14 protein-coding genes and 1 tRNA gene (1 of these 15 running past the window's edge) are annotated in these 18,286 nt (G+C 39.7%); 11 read left to right on the top strand and 4 right to left on the bottom strand.

Annotated features, from left to right (window positions below):
* The 5 genes from COT72_04455 to COT72_04435 all read left to right on the top strand — a co-directional run.
* On the top strand, window positions 1-1,887 hold the 3' portion of the coding sequence (locus COT72_04455; GenBank protein ID PIN99812.1) for an elongation factor EF-2. It extends 225 nt beyond the left edge of the window; only the last 1,887 of its 2,112 coding nucleotides appear in the window; the start codon falls outside the window, past its left edge; the stop codon is at window positions 1,885-1,887.
* Window positions 1,888-1,958: 71 nt separating this feature from the next.
* Window positions 1,959-3,347, top strand: coding sequence for a hypothetical protein (locus tag COT72_04450; GenBank protein ID PIN99811.1), 1,389 nt, complete (start codon window positions 1,959-1,961; stop codon window positions 3,345-3,347).
* Between the two features lie 124 nt (window positions 3,348-3,471).
* A complete protein-coding gene (gene tuf, locus COT72_04445; protein ID PIN99810.1) occupies window positions 3,472-4,743 on the top strand; it encodes a translation elongation factor EF-1 subunit alpha in 1,272 nt (423 codons plus the stop codon).
* A gap of 105 nt (window positions 4,744-4,848) precedes the next feature.
* Window positions 4,849-5,625: a hypothetical protein gene (locus tag COT72_04440; GenBank protein PIN99809.1), complete on the top strand. Its 777-nt coding sequence runs from the start codon at window positions 4,849-4,851 to the stop codon at window positions 5,623-5,625.
* 158 nt (window positions 5,626-5,783) lie between these two features.
* A complete protein-coding gene (locus COT72_04435) occupies window positions 5,784-6,362 on the top strand; it encodes a DNA-3-methyladenine glycosylase 2 family protein (protein ID PIN99808.1) in 579 nt (192 codons plus the stop codon).
* Here COT72_04435 and sufB read toward each other — a convergent pair.
* Window positions 6,359-7,756 (bottom strand): Fe-S cluster assembly protein SufB, encoded by a 1,398-nt coding sequence (gene sufB / locus COT72_04430; GenBank protein PIN99807.1) that lies wholly within the window; start codon window positions 7,754-7,756, stop codon window positions 6,359-6,361. The genes COT72_04435 and sufB overlap by 4 nt on opposite strands.
* An 83-nt stretch (window positions 7,757-7,839) precedes the next feature.
* On the opposite strand from sufB, the gene COT72_04425 reads away from it, so the two are divergent.
* The gene (locus tag COT72_04425; protein ID PIN99806.1) at window positions 7,840-8,493 is read left to right on the top strand and encodes a hypothetical protein; all 654 of its coding nucleotides are present in this window, start codon (window positions 7,840-7,842) and stop codon (window positions 8,491-8,493) included.
* A 157-nt stretch (window positions 8,494-8,650) separates the two neighbouring features.
* Window positions 8,651-8,959 carry a 30S ribosomal protein S10 gene (locus COT72_04420; GenBank protein PIN99805.1) on the top strand — a complete coding sequence of 103 codons (309 nt, stop codon included), beginning with the start codon at window positions 8,651-8,653 and terminating at the stop codon, window positions 8,957-8,959.
* A 294-nt stretch (window positions 8,960-9,253) separates the two neighbouring features.
* On the opposite strand, the gene COT72_04415 is transcribed toward COT72_04420, so the two are convergent.
* The 3 genes from COT72_04415 to COT72_04405 all read right to left on the bottom strand — a co-directional run bounded on the left by COT72_04415 (window position 9,254) and on the right by COT72_04405 (window position 12,007).
* Window positions 9,254-10,795: a hypothetical protein gene (locus COT72_04415; protein ID PIN99804.1), complete on the bottom strand. Its 1,542-nt coding sequence runs from the start codon at window positions 10,793-10,795 to the stop codon at window positions 9,254-9,256.
* Window positions 10,796-11,203: 408 nt separating this feature from the next.
* Entirely contained in the window at window positions 11,204-11,545 is a 342-nt protein-coding gene (locus tag COT72_04410; GenBank protein ID PIN99803.1) for a hypothetical protein, read from the bottom strand.
* 60 nt (window positions 11,546-11,605) lie between these two features.
* On the bottom strand, window positions 11,606-12,007 hold the full coding sequence (locus tag COT72_04405) for a hypothetical protein (GenBank protein PIN99802.1): 402 nt from the start codon (window positions 12,005-12,007) through the stop codon (window positions 11,606-11,608).
* 369 nt (window positions 12,008-12,376) lie between these two features.
* On the opposite strand from COT72_04405, the gene COT72_04400 reads away from it, so the two are divergent.
* From COT72_04400 to COT72_04385, 4 genes are all read left to right on the top strand, one after another.
* Window positions 12,377-12,940: a hypothetical protein gene (locus tag COT72_04400; GenBank protein PIN99801.1), complete on the top strand. Its 564-nt coding sequence runs from the start codon at window positions 12,377-12,379 to the stop codon at window positions 12,938-12,940.
* Window positions 12,941-12,989: 49 nt separating this feature from the next.
* A tRNA-Ser gene (locus COT72_04395) sits at window positions 12,990-13,073 on the top strand.
* 66 nt (window positions 13,074-13,139) lie between these two features.
* Window positions 13,140-13,706, top strand: coding sequence for an HNH endonuclease (locus COT72_04390; GenBank protein PIN99800.1), 567 nt, complete (start codon window positions 13,140-13,142; stop codon window positions 13,704-13,706).
* 266 nt (window positions 13,707-13,972) lie between these two features.
* Window positions 13,973-18,277, top strand: a complete 4,305-nt coding sequence (locus COT72_04385) for a type V CRISPR-associated protein Cpf1 (protein ID PIN99799.1) — start codon at window positions 13,973-13,975, stop codon at window positions 18,275-18,277.
* The last annotated feature ends 9 nt before the right edge of the window (window positions 18,278-18,286 follow it).

The raw sequence follows: 18,286 nt of genomic DNA, 5'->3' as shown, positions 1-18,286 counted from the left end.
GTGGACTTTGGCGGTGACGTTACGCGCGCAATGCGTGCTGTTGACGGCGCGCTTGTTGTGCTTTGTGCAGTTGAAGGTGCAATGCCGCAAACTGAAACCGTTCTTCGCCAAGCCCTCAAAGAGCGTGTTAAACCCGTTCTTTTCATTAACAAAGTTGACAGACTCATTAAGGAGTTAAAACTTAAACCAGAAGAAATGCAGCAACGCTTTATCCACTGGATTAACAGCGTCAATGAGCTTATCAAGACGTACGCGCCAAAAGACAAACTTGCCGAATGGCTCGTGCAAGTTGGTGACGGCAGTGTTGCGTTTGGTTCAGCAATTGATAAGTGGGCATTAAGCCTTCCTGCCATGCATGAGCGCGGACTTACCTTCAAAGACATTATTGAAGCATACAACAGCGATGATAAAGAAAAAGTCCAAGAACTCGCAAAAAAAGCACCACTTCACGAAATCCTTCTTGATATGGCAATCACGCACTTTCCAAACCCAAAACAAGCGCAGCAATACCGTATCCCTACTATTTGGAAGGGTGATTTGGAAAGTGACGTTGGAAAAGCGCTTCTTGCGTGCAGTTCAGTCGGACCGCTTATTCTTGAAGTAACTAAAGTCACGGTTGACGAGTATGGTGAAGTCGCAACAGGCCGCATCTTTTCAGGAAAGCTCAAGCAAGGCGATACCGTGAAATTGGTTAAGGGTGGTCGCGAAGAGCGTATCCAGCAAGTTGCTATGTACAAAGGAAATCAACGTGTTACCATTGATGAAGCAATTGCAGGAAACATCGTTGCAATTGTAGGTCTTAAAGACACGTTTTCTGGCGAAACAATTTCTAACATAATGATTGAGCCCTTTGAAGCTATCAGCCACATTTTCGAGCCGGTTGTGACAAAAGCAGTTGAAGCAAAGAATCCAAAAGACTTGCCAAAACTCATTGAGGTTTTGCGCGGAATTGAAAAAGAAGACCCAACCATTCGCATCCAGATTTATGAGGAAACTGGCGAACACTTGATGAGCGGTCTTGGCGAACTGCACCTTGAATGGATTGAGCAAAAAATCCAGAAATACAAGGGTGTTGAAATCCAAACGTCAGAGCCAATCGTAGTATATCGTGAATCAGTTACTAAAACGTCCCCTGAAGCAGAAGGAAAAAGTCCAAACAAGCACAATAAGTTCTACCTCATAGTAGAGCCACTTGACGCAAGCGTGTATGATGCGCTTCGAAACGGAAAGCTTGAGAACATGGACATCAAGCCAAAGGACAAGGAAATCTGGAAAGAATTCCATGAACTTGGCATGGACAAAGATGAAGCGCGCGCAGTTAAATCACTCTATGAAAGTTGTGCGTTTCTTGACATGACAAAGGGTATTGTGCAGATTCGCGAAGTCCTGCCAATGGTTATTGATGCGTTTAAAGAAATTGTGCGCTCAGGACCTCTTTCACGCGAACCGGTTATTGGTGTGAAAGTTAAACTCATGGATGTTAAACTCCACGAGGACGCGATTCACCGCGGACCGGCTCAAGTGCTGCCTGCAGTTAGGGAGGGTATTCGTGTTGCATTTGAACATGCCGCACCTATTATGTTCGAGCCTGTTCGCGAAATTCGCATTGACAGTCCTGTAGAAGTTATGGGTGCGCTCACAAAGCTTGTGCAGTCACGGCGCGGAAGCATTCTTGACATGGACCAGACCGATAGATATCTGGTTATGATGGCAAAAATGCCTGTTGCAGAATCATTTGGGTTTACAAGTGAATTGCGCAGCGCAAGCAGTGGTCGCGCAGTGTGGAGCTTAAAAGACGTTCGCTTCGAACAATTGCCTCACTCAATGCAAACAGATGTTATTACAAAGATTCGTGAACGAAAAGGGCTTGCACAAACACAGTACTAACCCCGTCTTGCGCCCCCATTTTTTTTTTGCCATGACTAGTCTTTTATAGTTCGCGTGTCTTGTTCAATAGTATGGGTAGAATTAGACGCGACCCATTTGTTCTTGTTCTTTTTGGTGCAACAGGAGATTTGGCAAAAAGAAAACTGTATTCAGCACTCTTTCGTCTGGTTCGTTCAAAAAAGATTTCACGCGACTTCAAGGTTGTTGGCATTGCTCGAAGCACATTAACTGACGCTCATTTTCGAAGAATCGTGTTTGAATCAACTAATTTTAAATGCAATAATCAGTTTCTCAAAAAATTCTTCTACCAACGTGTTGACATGCACGAGCCTGGCGGTTTAGACCATGTTGAAAGCTATTTGAAACAATTAAAAGCAGACTATGCAGGAAACATTATTTTCTACTTAAGCTTGCATCCGATGCTTTTTGAAAACGCGCTCACCCAACTCATGCACTCAGGGCTGTTTGCTTTTGATGATGAGTCCCGCATTGCGTTTGAAAAACCATTCGGCATGGATGCAGCCTCATGCAAAACCCTTAACACGCTTATTTTAGAGCAAGGTAGTGAGGAAAAAGTGTACCGGATTGACCACTACCTCAATTATAAGATGGTTCGAAACATTCTTGCCGTGCGCTTTTCAAACCATTTTTTTGAAAAGATTTGGAATAAGGATTTCATAGACCACGTGCAAATCATTGCAAACGAAAAAATCGGTCTTGAGGGCAGAAACGCCTATTTTGGGGATAGTGGCGTGCTAAAAGATATGTTTCAAACCCATTTATTGCAGCTTGCAAGCCTTGTTGGTATTGAGGAACCTGACTCGCTTAAACGAGAGGACCTCTCAAAAAGCAAGGTTGATTTTTTAAAAAACATCACGCTTGATGAAACGTGTTTTCTTGTCAAAGGTCAATATCATGGTTTTTGTAAGGATTTGGGAACTGATTCCTCAATTGAAACGTGCATGGGGCTTAAGCTCTTTGTTGATAACGAGCGCTGGCGTGGCGTGCCATTTTATTTTAAGAGCGGAAAGGGTTTAGACGAGAAAGTGACCCGCATCTATATTCGTCTTAAAAAAAGTGATTCTAAAATTTTCAAAAAAGGAGTGCTCCCAAACTCGATTCTTATCACTATCTCTGGAGATGAGGGCGTGAGCGTGCGTTTTAATGTGTACCACTCCTTTAAAGATGACATGCTTGAACCGGTATTTATGAGTTTTTTGGAAAACAAAGACCTGCGAAAAAAACACGCGCATCCCTATGACCGATTACTCTATCGCGTTATTCGCTTTGACAATAAAGGTTTTGTAACCGGCGAGGAAGCTGAAGCGTGCTGGGCGGTGTATGAGCAGGTGATGCGTGCTCTTGACTCGCCGCGCCTTGTATACTACTATCCGGGAAGTAAAGGTCCGTCTGAGCTATTTTCATTGATGCGCGCAGACGGCAGACGCTGGCTTGTATGAACCGAAAACGCGTTTTTACTGCTTTTTTTTATGCATTTTTGACTCTAGTCAGAAATGTTTAAAAAGGGGTAGTTTTTTGTTTCTCTTTATTAATATTAATAATTAAACATATGGTGAATAGAATATGGCAAAGCAAAAACCGCACTTGAATCTGATTTTCATCGGTCACATTGACCATGGAAAATCAACCCTTATTGGAAGGCTATTTGTAGAGACAGGAGTAGTTTCCAAACAACAACTAGAAAAATTCAGAGCAGAAGCTGCTGAATACGGTAAAGGTACGTGGGAATACGCGTACGCAGTCGATTTGAGCAAAGAAGAACGTAAAAAAGGTATCACAATTGAGCTTGCTCACAAGAAATTCGACACTGATAAATACGAATTTACGGTTATCGACGCACCGGGTCACAAGGACTTTGTGAAAAACATGATTACTGGCGCATCACAAGCTGACGCTGCAGTTCTTGTTGTTTCAACAAAAGACGGCATCCAAGACCAGACTCGCGAACACGCGTACTTGGCTCGTGTGCTTGGCATTGGACAATTGATTGTTGCACTTAACAAAGTAGATACTATCAACTATGACCAGGCAAAATATGACGCAGTCAAAAAAGAAGTTACTGAACTTCTCAAAAGCGTTGGCTACGACATGAGCAAAGTGCAAATGATTCCAACCTCAGCTATTGGCGGAGACAACATCATTGCAAAAGGAGATAAGCTTACCTGGTACAGTGGTCCAACTCTTAAAGAAGCATTTGACAACTTTGTAATCCCTGAAGCTCCAGTGGAACTTCCACTTAGACTTCCAATCCAAGACGTGTACTCAATTAAAGGTATTGGAACTGTTCCAGTAGGAAAAGTTGAAACAGGCGTTTTCAAGAAAGGTCAAAAAATCGTCTTCATGCCAAGCGGCGCGCAAGGCGAAGTAAAGAGCATTGAAATGCACCATGAGGAAATTGAGAAAGCAGAGCCTGGAGACAACGTTGGTTTCAACGTTCGAGGCGTTGCAAAAGAAGACATCCGCCGTGGTGACGTTGTCGGTACTCCAGACCAGCCTCCAACCGTTGCAAAACGATTTGAAGCACGAATCTTTGTGCTACGACACCCAACCGTGCTTACCCCCGGATACACTCCAGTCTTCCACTGCCACACCGCGCAAGTCGCGTGCAAGTTCGTAAAACTCAAGCAAAAACTTGACCCACGAACTGGTGCAGTAAAAGAAGAGAATCCTGAATTCCTCCGAAACGGTGACGCTGCAATTGTTGAACTCGAGCCTACAAAGCCAATGGTCATTGAAGAACGAGGAGTTATTCCTCAAATGGCTTCATTTGCTATTCGAGACATGGGTCAAACCGTTGCTGCAGGAATCTGCACAAAAATCCTTGAAAAAAGGTAAAAACCTTTTAAAGTAGCAAAAAAAGAGGGGTTTAAAAACCCCCTTTTTTCTCTTATTTTTTCTCGTACACAAGCTTTAAAAACTAATTAGTAATGTGCTTGAACAATGAAACTTACCTATGTAAAAGGAACACTCACCAGTCTCTTACACGATGACACTGAGTTTTGTTCACAACAGCGAAAAGAACACCTGTGTTTTCCGGTGTTTGGACCAGTAGGACCGCGTAGCGAGATTCGCGTGGGCGACCATGTTTTTTCGCATGATCAGCATGGCATTGCGCCGAATCTTGATTTTATTCGTTCAGGAGACGCGCGCTTCTATCAATTGTATTGGGGCGAGCCCGTTGTTAACAGAAAATACGCAGCAGACCACTCACGACCAGAGCACGTTTCATTCTTGGCCTATCTTCTTGAAAAAACATTCAACCCAAAAGAAGATGGCGCGCTTGAAGTGGATTTTTCAATTACTAATAATTCACTCCAGCCCATGCCTTTCATGTTTGCATGGCATCCTGCGTTTTTGATTGGCGGAGATGTTTCTGATGGTATGTTTGTGCAGGGCATTAATGGTTTTACCCTTAGTGAAGTGATACGAGCATCAGAGATGAAACCAAACCACGCACTGCTTTTGAAGGGTGTTTCACAATTGCACTACATGAACGGGAATTACCAGATTCACTACCAGTCTGATGATTTTAACAATCTTGTTGTGTGGAGCCCGAAAGGCGCAGATTACGTGTGCATAGAACCGGTTAGCACGCTCCTGAAATTACCCGTATCTGATGACACCTATTTTTTGGATACGCAGGGTTTTGATGTGCTTGGACCCAGCAAGAAAAAAGACTATTCGCTTCGCTTCATGTTTAGCAATGAGCGCGCGTAATGCGTTGTTTTCATACAATACTTAAAAACACAGGTAAGAGGAGGATACGTCATAAAAAAGAGTTTTGCGTGCAACATTTGTCTAGTGCGTGACGTGTTATGATATTTCAAAGAATGCACAATGTTTTAGTCTATCAAAGCGTAAGGAATTAGCAGAATATGTTTGAAAACGAGAGTAATGAACTCAAAGCAAAAGATGAGAAACTAGCGCGCGTAATTGATGAGCTTGGTGACATTGATTTTTCATGGGCAGCAAATGATGATTATTTTCAAATGCTTTGTCGAAGCATTGTGTTTCAGCAATTGTCAACAAAAGCTGCCATCACTATCTGGAATCGGGTAAAAGAACGCACACCAATTGCTCCAAAAGAAGTCCTGACTGCTGATTTGGATGGGGTTGGTTTGAGCAATCAGAAAAAAACGTATCTAAAAGATTTAGCAGAAAAGTTTGCTCATAATCACGTGCGCACTGATTTTTTGAACATGACAAATCAAGAAATCATTGACGAACTCGTAAAAGTCAAAGGCATTGGTCAATGGAGTGTTGAAATGTTTTTAATGTTCTCGCTCAAACGTTTAGACGTGTTTTCAGCAGGTGACTTGGGGCTTAGAAAAGCGGTGCAAACACTCTATGGTTTTGAAGAGCTGCCAAAACCAAAACGCGTTGAAGAACTAAGCCGGGTCTGGGCGCCGTATCGCACCCTCGCAGCCCTCTATTTATGGAAAATGCTTGACTAACCAATTGCGCCTTTCATTTCATGCTCAATCAAACGGTTAAGCTCTATTGCATAATCCATGGGTAACTGTTTTGAAAATGGTTCAAAAAAACCGTTTACAAGAAGACTCAGCGCTTCATTTTCAGGAATGCCGCGTGTCTGTACGTAAAAAAGTTCGTCATCACCAATTTTTCCAACTGTTGCTTCATGGCTTATCTGCGCGTTTTCATTATCAATTTCCATAATAGGAAAGGTATCACTTTGTGAGTAATCATTAAGAAGCAGCGCATCACACTGCACGCTTGATTTAACGTTATCTGCGCTGCGCTCAACGCGCACGAGTCCGCGATAGGTGGTTTTTCCTGTTCCTTTTGAAATGCTTTTTGCAATAATACGTGAGCTCGTGTTTGGCGCTAAGTGAATCATTTTTGCTCCAGTATCCTGGTGCTGGCCGTTTCCTGCGTACGCAACAGACAGGACTTCGCCTCGCGCTCCCTTGCCAAGCAAGTACACACTAGGGTATTTCATGGTGAGTTTTGAGCCGATGTTGCCGTCAACCCATTCGACTAACGCGCCTTCATATGCGTGAGCGCGTTTGGTAACGAGGTTGTACACGTCATTTGACCAATTCTGAACGGTGGTGTAACGAAGGTGTGAATCTTTTTTTGCAATAAGCTCAACTACAGCAGAGTGCAGCGCGTTTTCGGAGTACACTGGTGCGGTGCAGCCTTCAATGTAGTGCACTTTTGAGCCAGGTTCAGCAATGATGAGTGTTCGCTCAAATTGGCCTGCATTTTTGGCATTAATTCTAAAGTAGGCCTGCAGGGGAAAGTCGTTAAGTTGCACATCCTTTGGCACGTACACAAACGAGCCGCCGCTCCATACTGCAGTGTTGAGAGCGGCAAACTTATTGTCATGCGGCGGGATGATTTTGCCAAAATACTGTTTTACCCTGTCTGGGTATTGTTTGAGTCCCTCATCCATGGAAAGAAAAATAACGCCTTTGTCTTGAAGTTCTTGGCGCAATCCATGATACACAACTTCGCTGTCGTATTGCGCGCCAACGCCGGCAAAGTATTTTCGCTCAGCTTCAGGGATGCCAAGGCGTTCAAAACTGTTTTTAATATTTTCTGGAACATCTTCCCATGAGCGCCCAGCTTTTTTTATAGGGTTTACATAATATTGAATTGTATCAAAATCAAGTGCGTTGAGCAGTTGTGAATCACCCCAGCGAATCATGGGTTTTTCTAAAAATAATTCCAATCCTTTGAGGCGTTTTTGAAGCATCCACGCGGGTTCTTGTTTTCGTGCTGAAATTTTTCGAACAATGTCCTCAGTAAGGCCGTAGCCAAAGTTTTCATAGGGTTTTGTATTATCATGCCATCCTTGCTTGTATTCGATATCAAAATCAGCCATACTATAACTGAGTTATACTATACTTTTAACTATTGTTATTTTCTGGATAGTTTTTTATCTTTGTTCAGCTCTTTAGGAAGGTGATGAATCTGGTTATCTTACTTTTGATGATGTCTGACTTTTTTATACTATCTGGTTTTGGTCTGATGACCCCTATTCTTGCAATTTTTATTAAGGACAATATTATTGGGGGAACGATTTTTGCTGCAGGATTTGCAAGCACGCTTTTTTTTGTGGTAAAAAATATCATTCAGCTCCCTTTTTCACGGTTTATTGATTCGCATGACCATGATACTATTTGGTTGATGCTGGGCTCTATTATTATTGTTGCAATTCCGCTTCTCTACATCTTTGCAGACCACATCTGGATGATATACATGCTTCAGGTACTGTACGGTGTTGGTGTTGCACTTGCGTACCCTGCGTGGATTGCGTTGTGGGTCACGCATCTTGATAAGAATCATGAGAGTTTTGAGTGGAGTTCATACTCTGCGCTCATTGGTTTTGGCATTGCCATAACCGGCATTATTGGCGCTGCTATTGCAGACTACATTGGTTTTAAGTACACATTCATGCTTGCAAGCGCGGTGTCATTTTTTGGGCTTATATTCATTATGAGGCTCTTTTGGCTTGAGCGTGATGAGATTTTGTCAAAAAAATTAGTTTCAAAAAAGAAATTAAAGCGCAACCAAAAACATTTTTTTGTTTTTCACAAAAAAAGAAGAGTCATACACTAAGCTGTTTTGTTTAAGTATTGTTAAGGTTTTAATATCCTTTTCCGCTTCTAATCGGGGATTATAACGGTATTTTTTGTTTTTGCGGGCATTACATTGTTTTGTTCGTAGGCATCTAACAGTAATCTTTAAAAACCATATGCGTGTTTAGTGCCAAGTAATGGGAAAAGCAGTCATTAAGCTCTTTTCAACAGATGTACGCAAGCTGGAAGGCGTGTGTACTGAAATCAAAGATATTGCCAAAAAGGCAGGAGTTAAGCTTAGTGGACCTATTCCTCTTCCAACAAAGCGGCTTAAAGTCCCTGTTCGAAAAAGCCCGTGTGGCGAGGGTCGTGAGTCATATGAGACATGGGAAATGCGTATTCACAAGCGGCTTATTGACCTTGATGTAAATGAAAAAGCGCTTCGTTACGTGATGAGAATTCCAATTCCAAAAGATGTCAACATCGAAATGGAAATCATAGAATAAAGCAGTTAGCCTTTTTCTCTTTCCGATTTATTTTTAAACATGGTCTGCGCATAAGCAGAGTATACCATTTTGGTATTGAAATGAATACAATGGGGGGGTGTTTTTCAGTATGATGAAAAAGGCTTCTGCTAAGAAACCGGCAAAAAAGGCAATGAAAAAGCCAGCAAAAAAACCGGCAAAAAAGGCAGCACCAAAAAAGAAAGCAAAAAAATAATGTTTTTTGCTTCGTTCACGAGAACGGCTTAACTGTCCTCAATGCGGTTGGGGAATCTCTTTTTTTCCCACTCCTTTTTTTTATTCCTGTATGTGTTGTGCTTTGTAGAATCGGATTTTTCGTCCTGAAACCCCGTCGACAAATACGGTTCGCTCCGTTTTCTTTGCTTTTATGGTGACTTTGTAGAAGGGGTAGTACACAACAGACGAGCTCACGATTTCAGCGTTGGCATCAACGCCTTTGACAAATTCTCGTGCTTGCTCAAGGGTGAACGGTGTTTTTTCTTGTTTTGCAGGCTCGCCTTTTGGAAACTCAGTGTCAAAAAATTGCACGCGCTTAACCCAGGGCACGTATACGAGGGGTTTGTAGACGTGCGCATTTTCGATTTTTCCAATACGCGTTATGAGTTTGTGTTTGTAGAGTTTTTGAATCGCGCGGCGAATGCCTGAATCTGAGCCGCGTATCATGTGCACAACGTCCCGTATGGTTCCTGAGCCTCTGCCAATAAGGTGGAAGAGCGTGTTTACTTCGTCCTGGTCAAGGCCAATGAGCGGTGAGTATTGTTTGAGAAAGATGATGCCATTTCTGTATTGGATTGGAATGCCGGTGATGCCGTCAAATATAATAGTAAGGTCGCGAATGCGCTTTCCAAGAATCACTTTTACGCGCGTTTTGAGAAGGGGTCGTTCAATACGCGTGATGCTGTTTATTTTTTCAAGAGGTCTTCCAAAAAAGACAAATCGTTTTTTAAGACGTATGCGTGCTTGTGCTTCCTGCTCAGAGAGAACGGGTTTGATTCGCTCAGCGTTTGACGCATCTTTTCGTTCAACGCGTTGAGCAATGTTTTTTACGTTAATCGCGCCAACCGTGCGCGCAAAGGGTGTGTAGCCTTGGTGTTTGGTGAGTCGTTCTCGCGATTTGATAAGCGCTTTTGTGTCAACAAAGTCGCCCATGAAGTAGAAGTAGCCGGGTTCAAGGGTCATGAGTGTTTTGAGTTCTTGTGTGCTTTCAAAAAAGAGTTTGACTGCGTCAAGGTCATTTTTGAGCGTGAGTTTTCCAATCATTTGATTGTTGCACTGGCTGAGCACGTCTTTGTCAATAAACGCGGGCCGTTGCGTTGCAAGCAGAAGACCAAGCCCTCGTTTTCGTCCGCGCCGTGCAATGTCATGAATGATGCGCACGTCGTTGTTGCCTTTTTGCGGAGCAAATTTGTCTGCTTCTTCAACAATGAGCAGGTATGGTTTTCGCAGTTTTGTTTCTGCTTGAAAAAGGTGTTCGCAAAACGTGTTAACAACTGCTTTTGGGTTTTTTGCTTCGCTCACATCAAGGATGAGCGGGTAGTAGTCGGTGATTGCTGTTTTTGCGAGTTTTGCAAGGTCGCACGTTTCAAGGGGTACGTCGCTGTTTTCTCCGCCAACCCATAAGAGATTGAATTTTTGTTTGAGCGAGGAGTATTCTCCTTCAGGGTCGATAATGCAGAAGGGCCATTCTTTTTTGAGCAATTCTTCGCACAAAACCCCAATAAGATAGCTTTTTCCCGCACCGCTTTGGGCAGTAACGCAGGTTCGGCTCGTGACCACTTCTTCTGCGTTAAGGGAGAAATTGTCTGATAGGTCAAGCATGTTGTGTCTGTAGAGAGGATGGTTATTTGTAGTTTTAAAGATTGCACTTGCTTGGGTTAGGTCTTGGTGAAGTCCGCGTTTTCGGCGTCTTCAATATCGTCAAGTTTGCTTTCATCAAACTCGTCTCTACATTCAGTGCACGCGTTGTCAGTTCCATGTTCTTCACAAAAGAGTCTGCCGCAGTACTGGCACGTGTCGATTTCGTCTTGACTGCAAAAATCACAGGTCATAGTAAACAATTCAAAAACCGTAATTGCTTTTATGCTTTTTCATAACGCCACGTCATTTATGAGCGCCACTCGTCGGGGTTCAACTCTCTGTAAGCCCACTCACAAGAGTTTAAAAAAAGGCAAAAACCTGTTAGTAAGGGTTCAAAAACTAAAAACGAAACAGGGGAGTGAGAGCTCACTAGTTTAGACAACAGTATATATTCACTGTTTCTTGGCAGCCTATAGATTGTCCATATGGTGCTTCACTTTGGTTAGTAGTTGTGTTGCCACTGGGGAGTATGTAGGTAGTGCACTCTTCTGCGCATTCTAGTCCCCTATTTGCTCTACATGCTATCCCTGCGTTTGCAGTGATATCAGCATTTTGTTTTATGGGCGCTATTGCTCCTACTTTGCTTTCTGGTTGTGTCATGTTTTCTAGATATATAGTTATTAGAATGATTGTTGAGAGAGAGAGTATAATACCTATTCCAATTCCTGTTAAAATGAGAAAATATTTGTTTTCAAGAATTGGATGTAGCATGTAAATTTTATATTGAGTTCTAGCAATATAAATTTTCTTTTGTTTCCCCTTGGTAGATTATTAACTGATTAGAGAATCTGTTTCTTTAGGAGGATTTACTGTTAACACTTCTTCTCGTCCAATAGATTCTATGTACTGATTGTTTTTGAGTTTGTGAAATCCGCTTGAAGTAAGGTATGCGTAAACTGCAGTGAGTGAAGTTGTTGATGGAAGTACGAATTCAATGTCATCAGTGGTTAGTTCGTTCAATATTTTTTCTTCTAAATCTTGCGTAGTGGTAATATTCTTTGTAACTATCTTGACTTTTGCTTGTCCATTACTGTTAACTTCTTCAAGTATATCATCTGGGACATTAAATGAAAAATTATCTGCAGTCAGTGGTTTTGATTCAACTCCCTGTAAAACTGTTGTGCAGCCACTTATAAAAAATAGTGTGAGTAGGAATAATGCTTCCTTTTTCATAGTTAACCCTGTCTTCTCAGAATATAAAAATCTATTGTAATGGATTTTCCTTCGTTTCGTGTTTGGTAGATTTTCATAGGGTTTTATATATGAGTAATATGTATTCCGTAGCGGAGGTTGAATGAACAAAAGACGACTGTCGTTCATTTTTAGTCTATTATTCTCTGTCTTCTTTTTATCCGTGCTTACCGGTTCAGCGTTGAATATTACTAATTCTACAAATGCTACAAACCAAACGGCATTTCATGTGACAACTACAAGTAGGTCTGAGTAGCGCATTCTTTTGAGTGTTATGTCTTTTTACTAATTTTACCACCCTTTTTTTTGCGTCATAATGTTTTTATGCATCAAAAAACGGTAAACCTATAGATGAATGAAGACGCGATTTTTGAACAAAAAGCAGACTATATAGGGCCTGCGGACTATAACGATTTGTACAGGCTTTTATGGGACTACTTTAATGATTTGGGATTTAGGGTGCAGGAAACCGAATACCGGGTTGTTCGCTCAGTTAGCGGAGAAGATATCCTCATCAAGTGGGAGTGCACAAAGAAATCGGGCAGTTACACGCAATTCAAGATAAAAGTGGGTTTTACTCTGTTTGGCGTGCGCGATGTTGAAGTCCTGCAAAATGGAGTGAAAACAACAATCCCGCAAGGCGTGTTTAAGATGAAATTCAATGCAAATCTTATGTCGGGAAATAAAGACTGGGAGTCAAATCCTTTTTTAAAAGTGCTTGCGCGTTTTTATGAGAATTATTTTTATGGCAGAAAAATAAATGTGTGGAATGAGCCAAAAGAAAAACCCTTCTCAGACCCTGCGCGCCCGCTTCATTTTGCGTTTGGCCAATTCAAGTTTCAGATGGAAACATTATTAGGTGTTGTATCTGGCGCGGTTAATGAAACAAAATCATTTTTTGGCTTATACCAGTAAACGCCTAAAACCTTTAAAAACGCACACTTATTCTGTTGTGTTACTCTTTGCAGGGATAGCCAAGTGGTCTACGGCGCTGGCTTGGAGAGCCAGTCTCCTTCGGGAGGCGAGGGTTCGAATCCCTCTCCCTGCGCTTATGCACACTAAGAATTAAGGTCTATGGAGGAAGTAGGCTTTATAGACGAAAAGGAGGTTAATTATGCCACCAGCAATTGTGAAGACAATAAAGGATGAGATTTTCTGGCAGTATGCTAAACTTATTTCCAAATCTGCAGGTTTTGGAATAAATCAAAGAGCCTTCCAAATGGACCGTTTTATTGCTTTGAGAGACGGCAAAATAACTTGGTCAACTGCCATTAGAGAGTGGGTTAAGGAACATGAAAAACCAAATAAATGTATTTATTGTGGTTCAAAGGAAGATCTAACAGTTGAGCATATTTTGCCCAGGTCTTGCGGTGGGCCAGATATTGCTGACAATGCAATAAAAATCTGTAAAAAATGCAATTCATCAAAAGGCGGTAAAAGGCTATACGAATGGATAGGACTAAAAAACAAGGATGGGGTGCCAAGAATTGCAGAAGGCAAATACCTCAAGCTCTTGCATGAATTGCACGATAAACAAGGAACTCTTAAGTTAGATAAAAGTGAATTGACCAGTAAATTGTGCACTTCATGTAATATGGCATCTATCTGTGAAAGAGACAATTGTGTAGGCAAATTAACTGTCTACTGTCTTGAAGGGTGTTTCCCAGCAAAAAAACAATAAGCTATCTTGTAAGGACATTCCGTATTTGCTCTCTCAACCACTCAGCCTTTGAATTGTAGCTAGAAGCCTTGAGTTCACCTCAAAAGCTTCTTTAATGTCCTTTTCAAGTTGGGTTTTGATTTCAAGCTCTATTTTGGGCATGATTTCACCTCCGAAAAAGATTTAATCCTTTTAATGTACTATTCATATAGAAAATGAGCGAGGCATAACATGATTGAAAAAACCATTTTTTCTGGAAATATAAGAGTTCCTGTGGCGGTTAGAGCATGAACAAAAAAGGCAAATGGGATAAATTTACAAATTTGTACAGCTTATCGAAAACTTTGAGGTTTGAGTTAAGACCAATTGGGAAGGATGGAGTGGTATTATCACCTGAAGATGCAACTGAATTACTCACGAAAATTATTGAGAAGGATAGACTGATTAAAGCAGCTTATGATGCTCTAAAACCTGTCTTAGACAAGATACATGAAGATATAATTAATAAGAGTTTGACTTCAGACGAAGCGAAACAGATTGATTTTTCAGAATATTTTGAAGAATACAAAAAAGGCAAAGAAAAAAAGTTGGATGGTTTTGAAAAGAAATTACGGGAACAAATAGGCAAGACTTTTGAAAAAACTGTTAAGACATACAAGATAACCAAAATAACTAAGAAGAAAGAAGAAGAAGAGAAGCCTTTATTTGAAATAAAAAACGGGGTTCCAACAGCAAAAGCAGAAATCATAGGGTATTTGTCAGAGCAATATAAAGATAATGTAGAATTATGGGCACATATCGAAGAATTTGAGGGTTTCTTTGGATATTTTTCAGGGTATAATACCAATAGGTCTAATTATTATGAATATAAAAAAGAAGCAAGCACGGCAGTAGCTACGAGAATAGTTCATGAAAACTTGCCTAAATTTTGTGATAACGTCATTCAGTTTTTAATCGGAAAGGTTCAGAAAAAGAAAAAAAATGATACCCGCACAGAAACAATTGTTTCCCGAAAAGAAGAATATCTAAAAGCTTATCAATACTTGAAAGATAATCGCGGGACTATACAAATAAAAGATGCAAAAACCAATCAACTGATTGAGGCACAACCCGTAAGCGAAGACTGGTTTAATCTTGATAAGTTTCCAAAATATCTTTCTCAAGAAGGAATTGACGAATACAACAGAGTCATGGGACATTACAATCTGCTGATAAATTTGTATAATCAGGAAAGAAAAGACGAAAAGGATTTTAAAAAATTGTCACAGTTCAAAACCTTATTTAAACAGATTGGATGTGGTAAACAAAGTTTGTTTGAGCAAATTAAAGATGATACGGAACTCAAAGAAAAATTGAGCAAAATAAGTAAAGCTGGTGAAAAATATTTTGCCGAACAAATCGATGATACCCTAATCACCATTTACACATTCATAGAATGGTTAAGAGAAAACAATGATTGGGAGGGCACCTATTGGTCGAAAGCAGCAGTTGATAAGATTTCTAATAAGTATTTAGCAAACTGGCATGATATAAAAGATCGCATTCAAACTGATCTACAAGGAAAAGACAAAGGGTTAAAAGAAACATTAAAATCAGTTGCAACCTACAACAAAGAGCGAGAAGAACAACTGAAAATAAACGATGCCGTTGAGCTGTCGGGGTTGTTTGAAATTTTGAATCATGATGCTGTTCAAGGTTGGAGTAAAGACTTTTTCAGGGAACATATTTTAGAAGAATATAAAGATTTAATTGATGAGAAGCTTACACCAAGCCAAAATCTTATCAAGCTTATTTGCGCAGATATGCAAAAGTTGGCAAAGGAATTTTGCGAGAAATCAGAAGATGCTTTAAAAATAATCGACTATAAAAATGAAAACAATATTCTACAGATAAAAGAATGGCTGGATAGATCAAAGTGGTTGCTGTGGATTGTGAAATATTTTGAAGTAAAGGAGAGCAAGGTAAAAGGAAACAGCATTAACCCTGAACTGACCAATATACTTTCTGCTTTGCTACGTGCGGATGATTCCAACTGGTTTGATTGGTACGATTTGGTGAGAAATTACCTAAGCAAGAAACCACAGGAAGATGCAAAGAAAAACAAGCTGAAACTGAACTTTGAAAGCAGTTCTTTTCTTGGTGGATGGCCACCAGATTATGCCAAAAAGGCAGGACTTCTATATAAAAAAGATGGGCTTTATTATTTAGCGATTAATTACAATTTATCAAAAGAAGATATTAAAACACTAAAGCAGCCAAATGGTGAAACCGCAACAAGGATAATCCTTGATTTTCAAAAACCAGATAATAAGAATACACCACGTTTATTCATCCGTTCAAAGGGAGATAGTTTTGCACCTGCGGTGGAAAAATACAATTTACCAATTAATGATATACTTGACATTTATGATACGGGTAAATTCAGAACAGAACACCGAAAAAAGAACGAAGAAGAATATAAAATATCATTGGGAAAATTAATTGATTATTTTAAAAAAGGATTTTTAAAACACGATTCATACAAACACTTTAATTTTGATTGGAAAAAAACATCTGAATACAAAGACATTGCAGAGTTCTATCATGACACAGAGGTATCGTGTTATCAAATAAAGGAGGAAAACACTTCTTGGAAAAAATTACTGGAATTTATTGATGAAGGGAAAGTATTTCTGTTTCAAATTTACAACAAGGATTTCTCTCAAAGAAAAACTGTTAGGGGTAAAGATAACATACACACTTATTATTGGAAAATGTTGTTTAGTGAAGAAAACAAGAGAAATGTGATCTATAAACTTAATGGAGAATCTGAAATATTTTTCAGAAATCTTGCCAAAGGAATCAAAAAAAGTCCCGCACACACAACTAAAGATTATGTACTCAACAGACGAGAAAAAGAAACAAACAAAACAATTCCGTACAAAATTCATGATGAATTACGTTTGTTTGCCAATAAGAATAAATCAATTGAAGCATTAAGTGATGAGGCAAAGGCTTATTTAGATAAAAACAACGAGATTGATGAAAATAGAGTTACTATAAAAAAATTAAAACATGACATTGTTAAAGATAAAAGATTTACAACTAATAAATTCTTCTTGCATTGCCCAATTACATTGAATTTTAAGGCATACGGCAACAGGAATGTTACAGAAACTGTCAACGACAACTTCACTCAAACTAAAGATATTCAAAAAGATATTCAATTTCTGGGCATTGATCGTGGTGAGAAGCATTTGATTTACTATTCGTTGGTTAATGCAAATGGAGAAATCATTGAACAGGACCATTTTGATGTTATTAACAATAAAGATTATTTGCAGGAGATAAATAATGCTGCAGATAGACGTAAGAAAAAGCAGGAGAACTGGCAACAAAAAGGCAATATATCTAACTTGAAAGACGGCTATATTTCGTTGGTAATCCATGAGATTATCAAAAAGATGAGAGATAAAGACGGTAATTATAAATCCACTTTCATTGTATTGGAAGATTTGAATCCAGGATTTAAACGTAGGCGTCAAAAATTCGAGCAACAAGTATATCAAAAGTTTGAATTGGCGTTGGCTAAAAAGCTGAATTACCTTGTAGATAAAAATGTAACGGATATGGGCAAAATAGGTTCTGTGTCAAAAGCCCTGCAACTTGTGCCACCAGTGACTAATTACAGAGATATTGAAAATAGAAAACAAGTTGGCATTATGTTGTATACTCGTGCCAATTACACTTCTGTAACTGATCCTGTAACTGGTTGGAGAAAAACTATTTATCTGAAAAAGGGAAGCGAAGCCGATATTAAAAAACAAATACTCAGTGCTTTTACAGAGATTGGCGTTTATAGTGGTGATTATTTCTTTCAATATACTGATGTGAATGGCAAAGAATGGAAATTGTGGTCTGGTAAAGGCGGTAAAGCGTTGGAACGTTACAGGGCAAAAAGGGGGAAAGACAAAAACGAATATATTATCGAACCTTTTGATGTAAAAGAATTATTAGACAAATTATTTGAGAATTTTGATAACTCAAAGTCTTTGAGACAGCAATTTGAAGAAAGAGTAGAACTTAAGAAAGTCAATGAGCACACTGCTTGGGAAACACTTCGTTTTGTAATTGATCTGATTCAACAAATCAGAAATTCAGGAGATATCACTAAAAAACAAGAAGATAAATTCTATGGTGCAGATACAAATAAAAATCAAGACGACAACTTTTTGCTTTCTCCTATAAGGGATGAACAAGGAGAACATTTTGATTCACGTAAATATCAAAGCCAAGAAATACCACATTTACCCATAGATGCTGATGCAAACGGAGCATATAATATTGCCCGTAAAGGAATAGTTATGTATGAGCATATCAAACAGTGGATAAATGATGGGAAGCAAAAAACAAAATCCAAGAGGGATGATAGTAAAGAAACAACTGATTTGGATCTTTTTATTTCTGATAAAGAGTGGGACTTGTGGTTATATGATAGGGAGAAATGGAATGAACAATTGCCAATCTTCGCTTCAAGAAAATTAAATCAGAAAGAGAATACGAAACAGAGTGATGTTAACATTAATGAATCTAGCGAGATGCCTATTAAATGACTAATTTAG

The organism is archaeon CG10_big_fil_rev_8_21_14_0_10_43_11 (assembly GCA_002763265.1).
Lineage (GTDB): Archaea > Nanobdellota > Nanobdellia > PEZQ01 > PEZQ01 > PEZQ01.
This window is presented reverse-complemented; position numbering and strand designations above follow the sequence as displayed.

What these genes read in the sequence shown, in the direction of transcription:
- COT72_04450 (PIN99811.1), top strand. Translation starts at nt 1,959, where the DNA reads ATGGGTAGAATTAGACGCGACCCATTTGTTCTTGTTCTTTTTGGTGCA.
- tuf (PIN99810.1), top strand. Translation starts at nt 3,472, where the DNA reads ATGGCAAAGCAAAAACCGCACTTGAATCTGATTTTCATCGGTCACATT.
- COT72_04440 (PIN99809.1), top strand. Translation starts at nt 4,849, where the DNA reads ATGAAACTTACCTATGTAAAAGGAACACTCACCAGTCTCTTACACGAT.
- COT72_04435 (PIN99808.1), top strand. Translation starts at nt 5,784, where the DNA reads ATGTTTGAAAACGAGAGTAATGAACTCAAAGCAAAAGATGAGAAACTA.
- sufB (PIN99807.1), bottom strand. Translation starts at nt 7,756, where the DNA reads ATGGCTGATTTTGATATCGAATACAAGCAAGGATGGCATGATAATACA.
- COT72_04425 (PIN99806.1), top strand. Translation starts at nt 7,840, where the DNA reads ATGAATCTGGTTATCTTACTTTTGATGATGTCTGACTTTTTTATACTA.
- COT72_04420 (PIN99805.1), top strand. Translation starts at nt 8,651, where the DNA reads ATGGGAAAAGCAGTCATTAAGCTCTTTTCAACAGATGTACGCAAGCTG.
- COT72_04415 (PIN99804.1), bottom strand. Translation starts at nt 10,795, where the DNA reads ATGCTTGACCTATCAGACAATTTCTCCCTTAACGCAGAAGAAGTGGTC.
- COT72_04410 (PIN99803.1), bottom strand. Translation starts at nt 11,545, where the DNA reads ATGCTACATCCAATTCTTGAAAACAAATATTTTCTCATTTTAACAGGA.
- COT72_04405 (PIN99802.1), bottom strand. Translation starts at nt 12,007, where the DNA reads ATGAAAAAGGAAGCATTATTCCTACTCACACTATTTTTTATAAGTGGC.
- COT72_04400 (PIN99801.1), top strand. Translation starts at nt 12,377, where the DNA reads ATGAATGAAGACGCGATTTTTGAACAAAAAGCAGACTATATAGGGCCT.
- COT72_04390 (PIN99800.1), top strand. Translation starts at nt 13,140, where the DNA reads ATGCCACCAGCAATTGTGAAGACAATAAAGGATGAGATTTTCTGGCAG.
- COT72_04385 (PIN99799.1), top strand. Translation starts at nt 13,973, where the DNA reads ATGAACAAAAAAGGCAAATGGGATAAATTTACAAATTTGTACAGCTTA.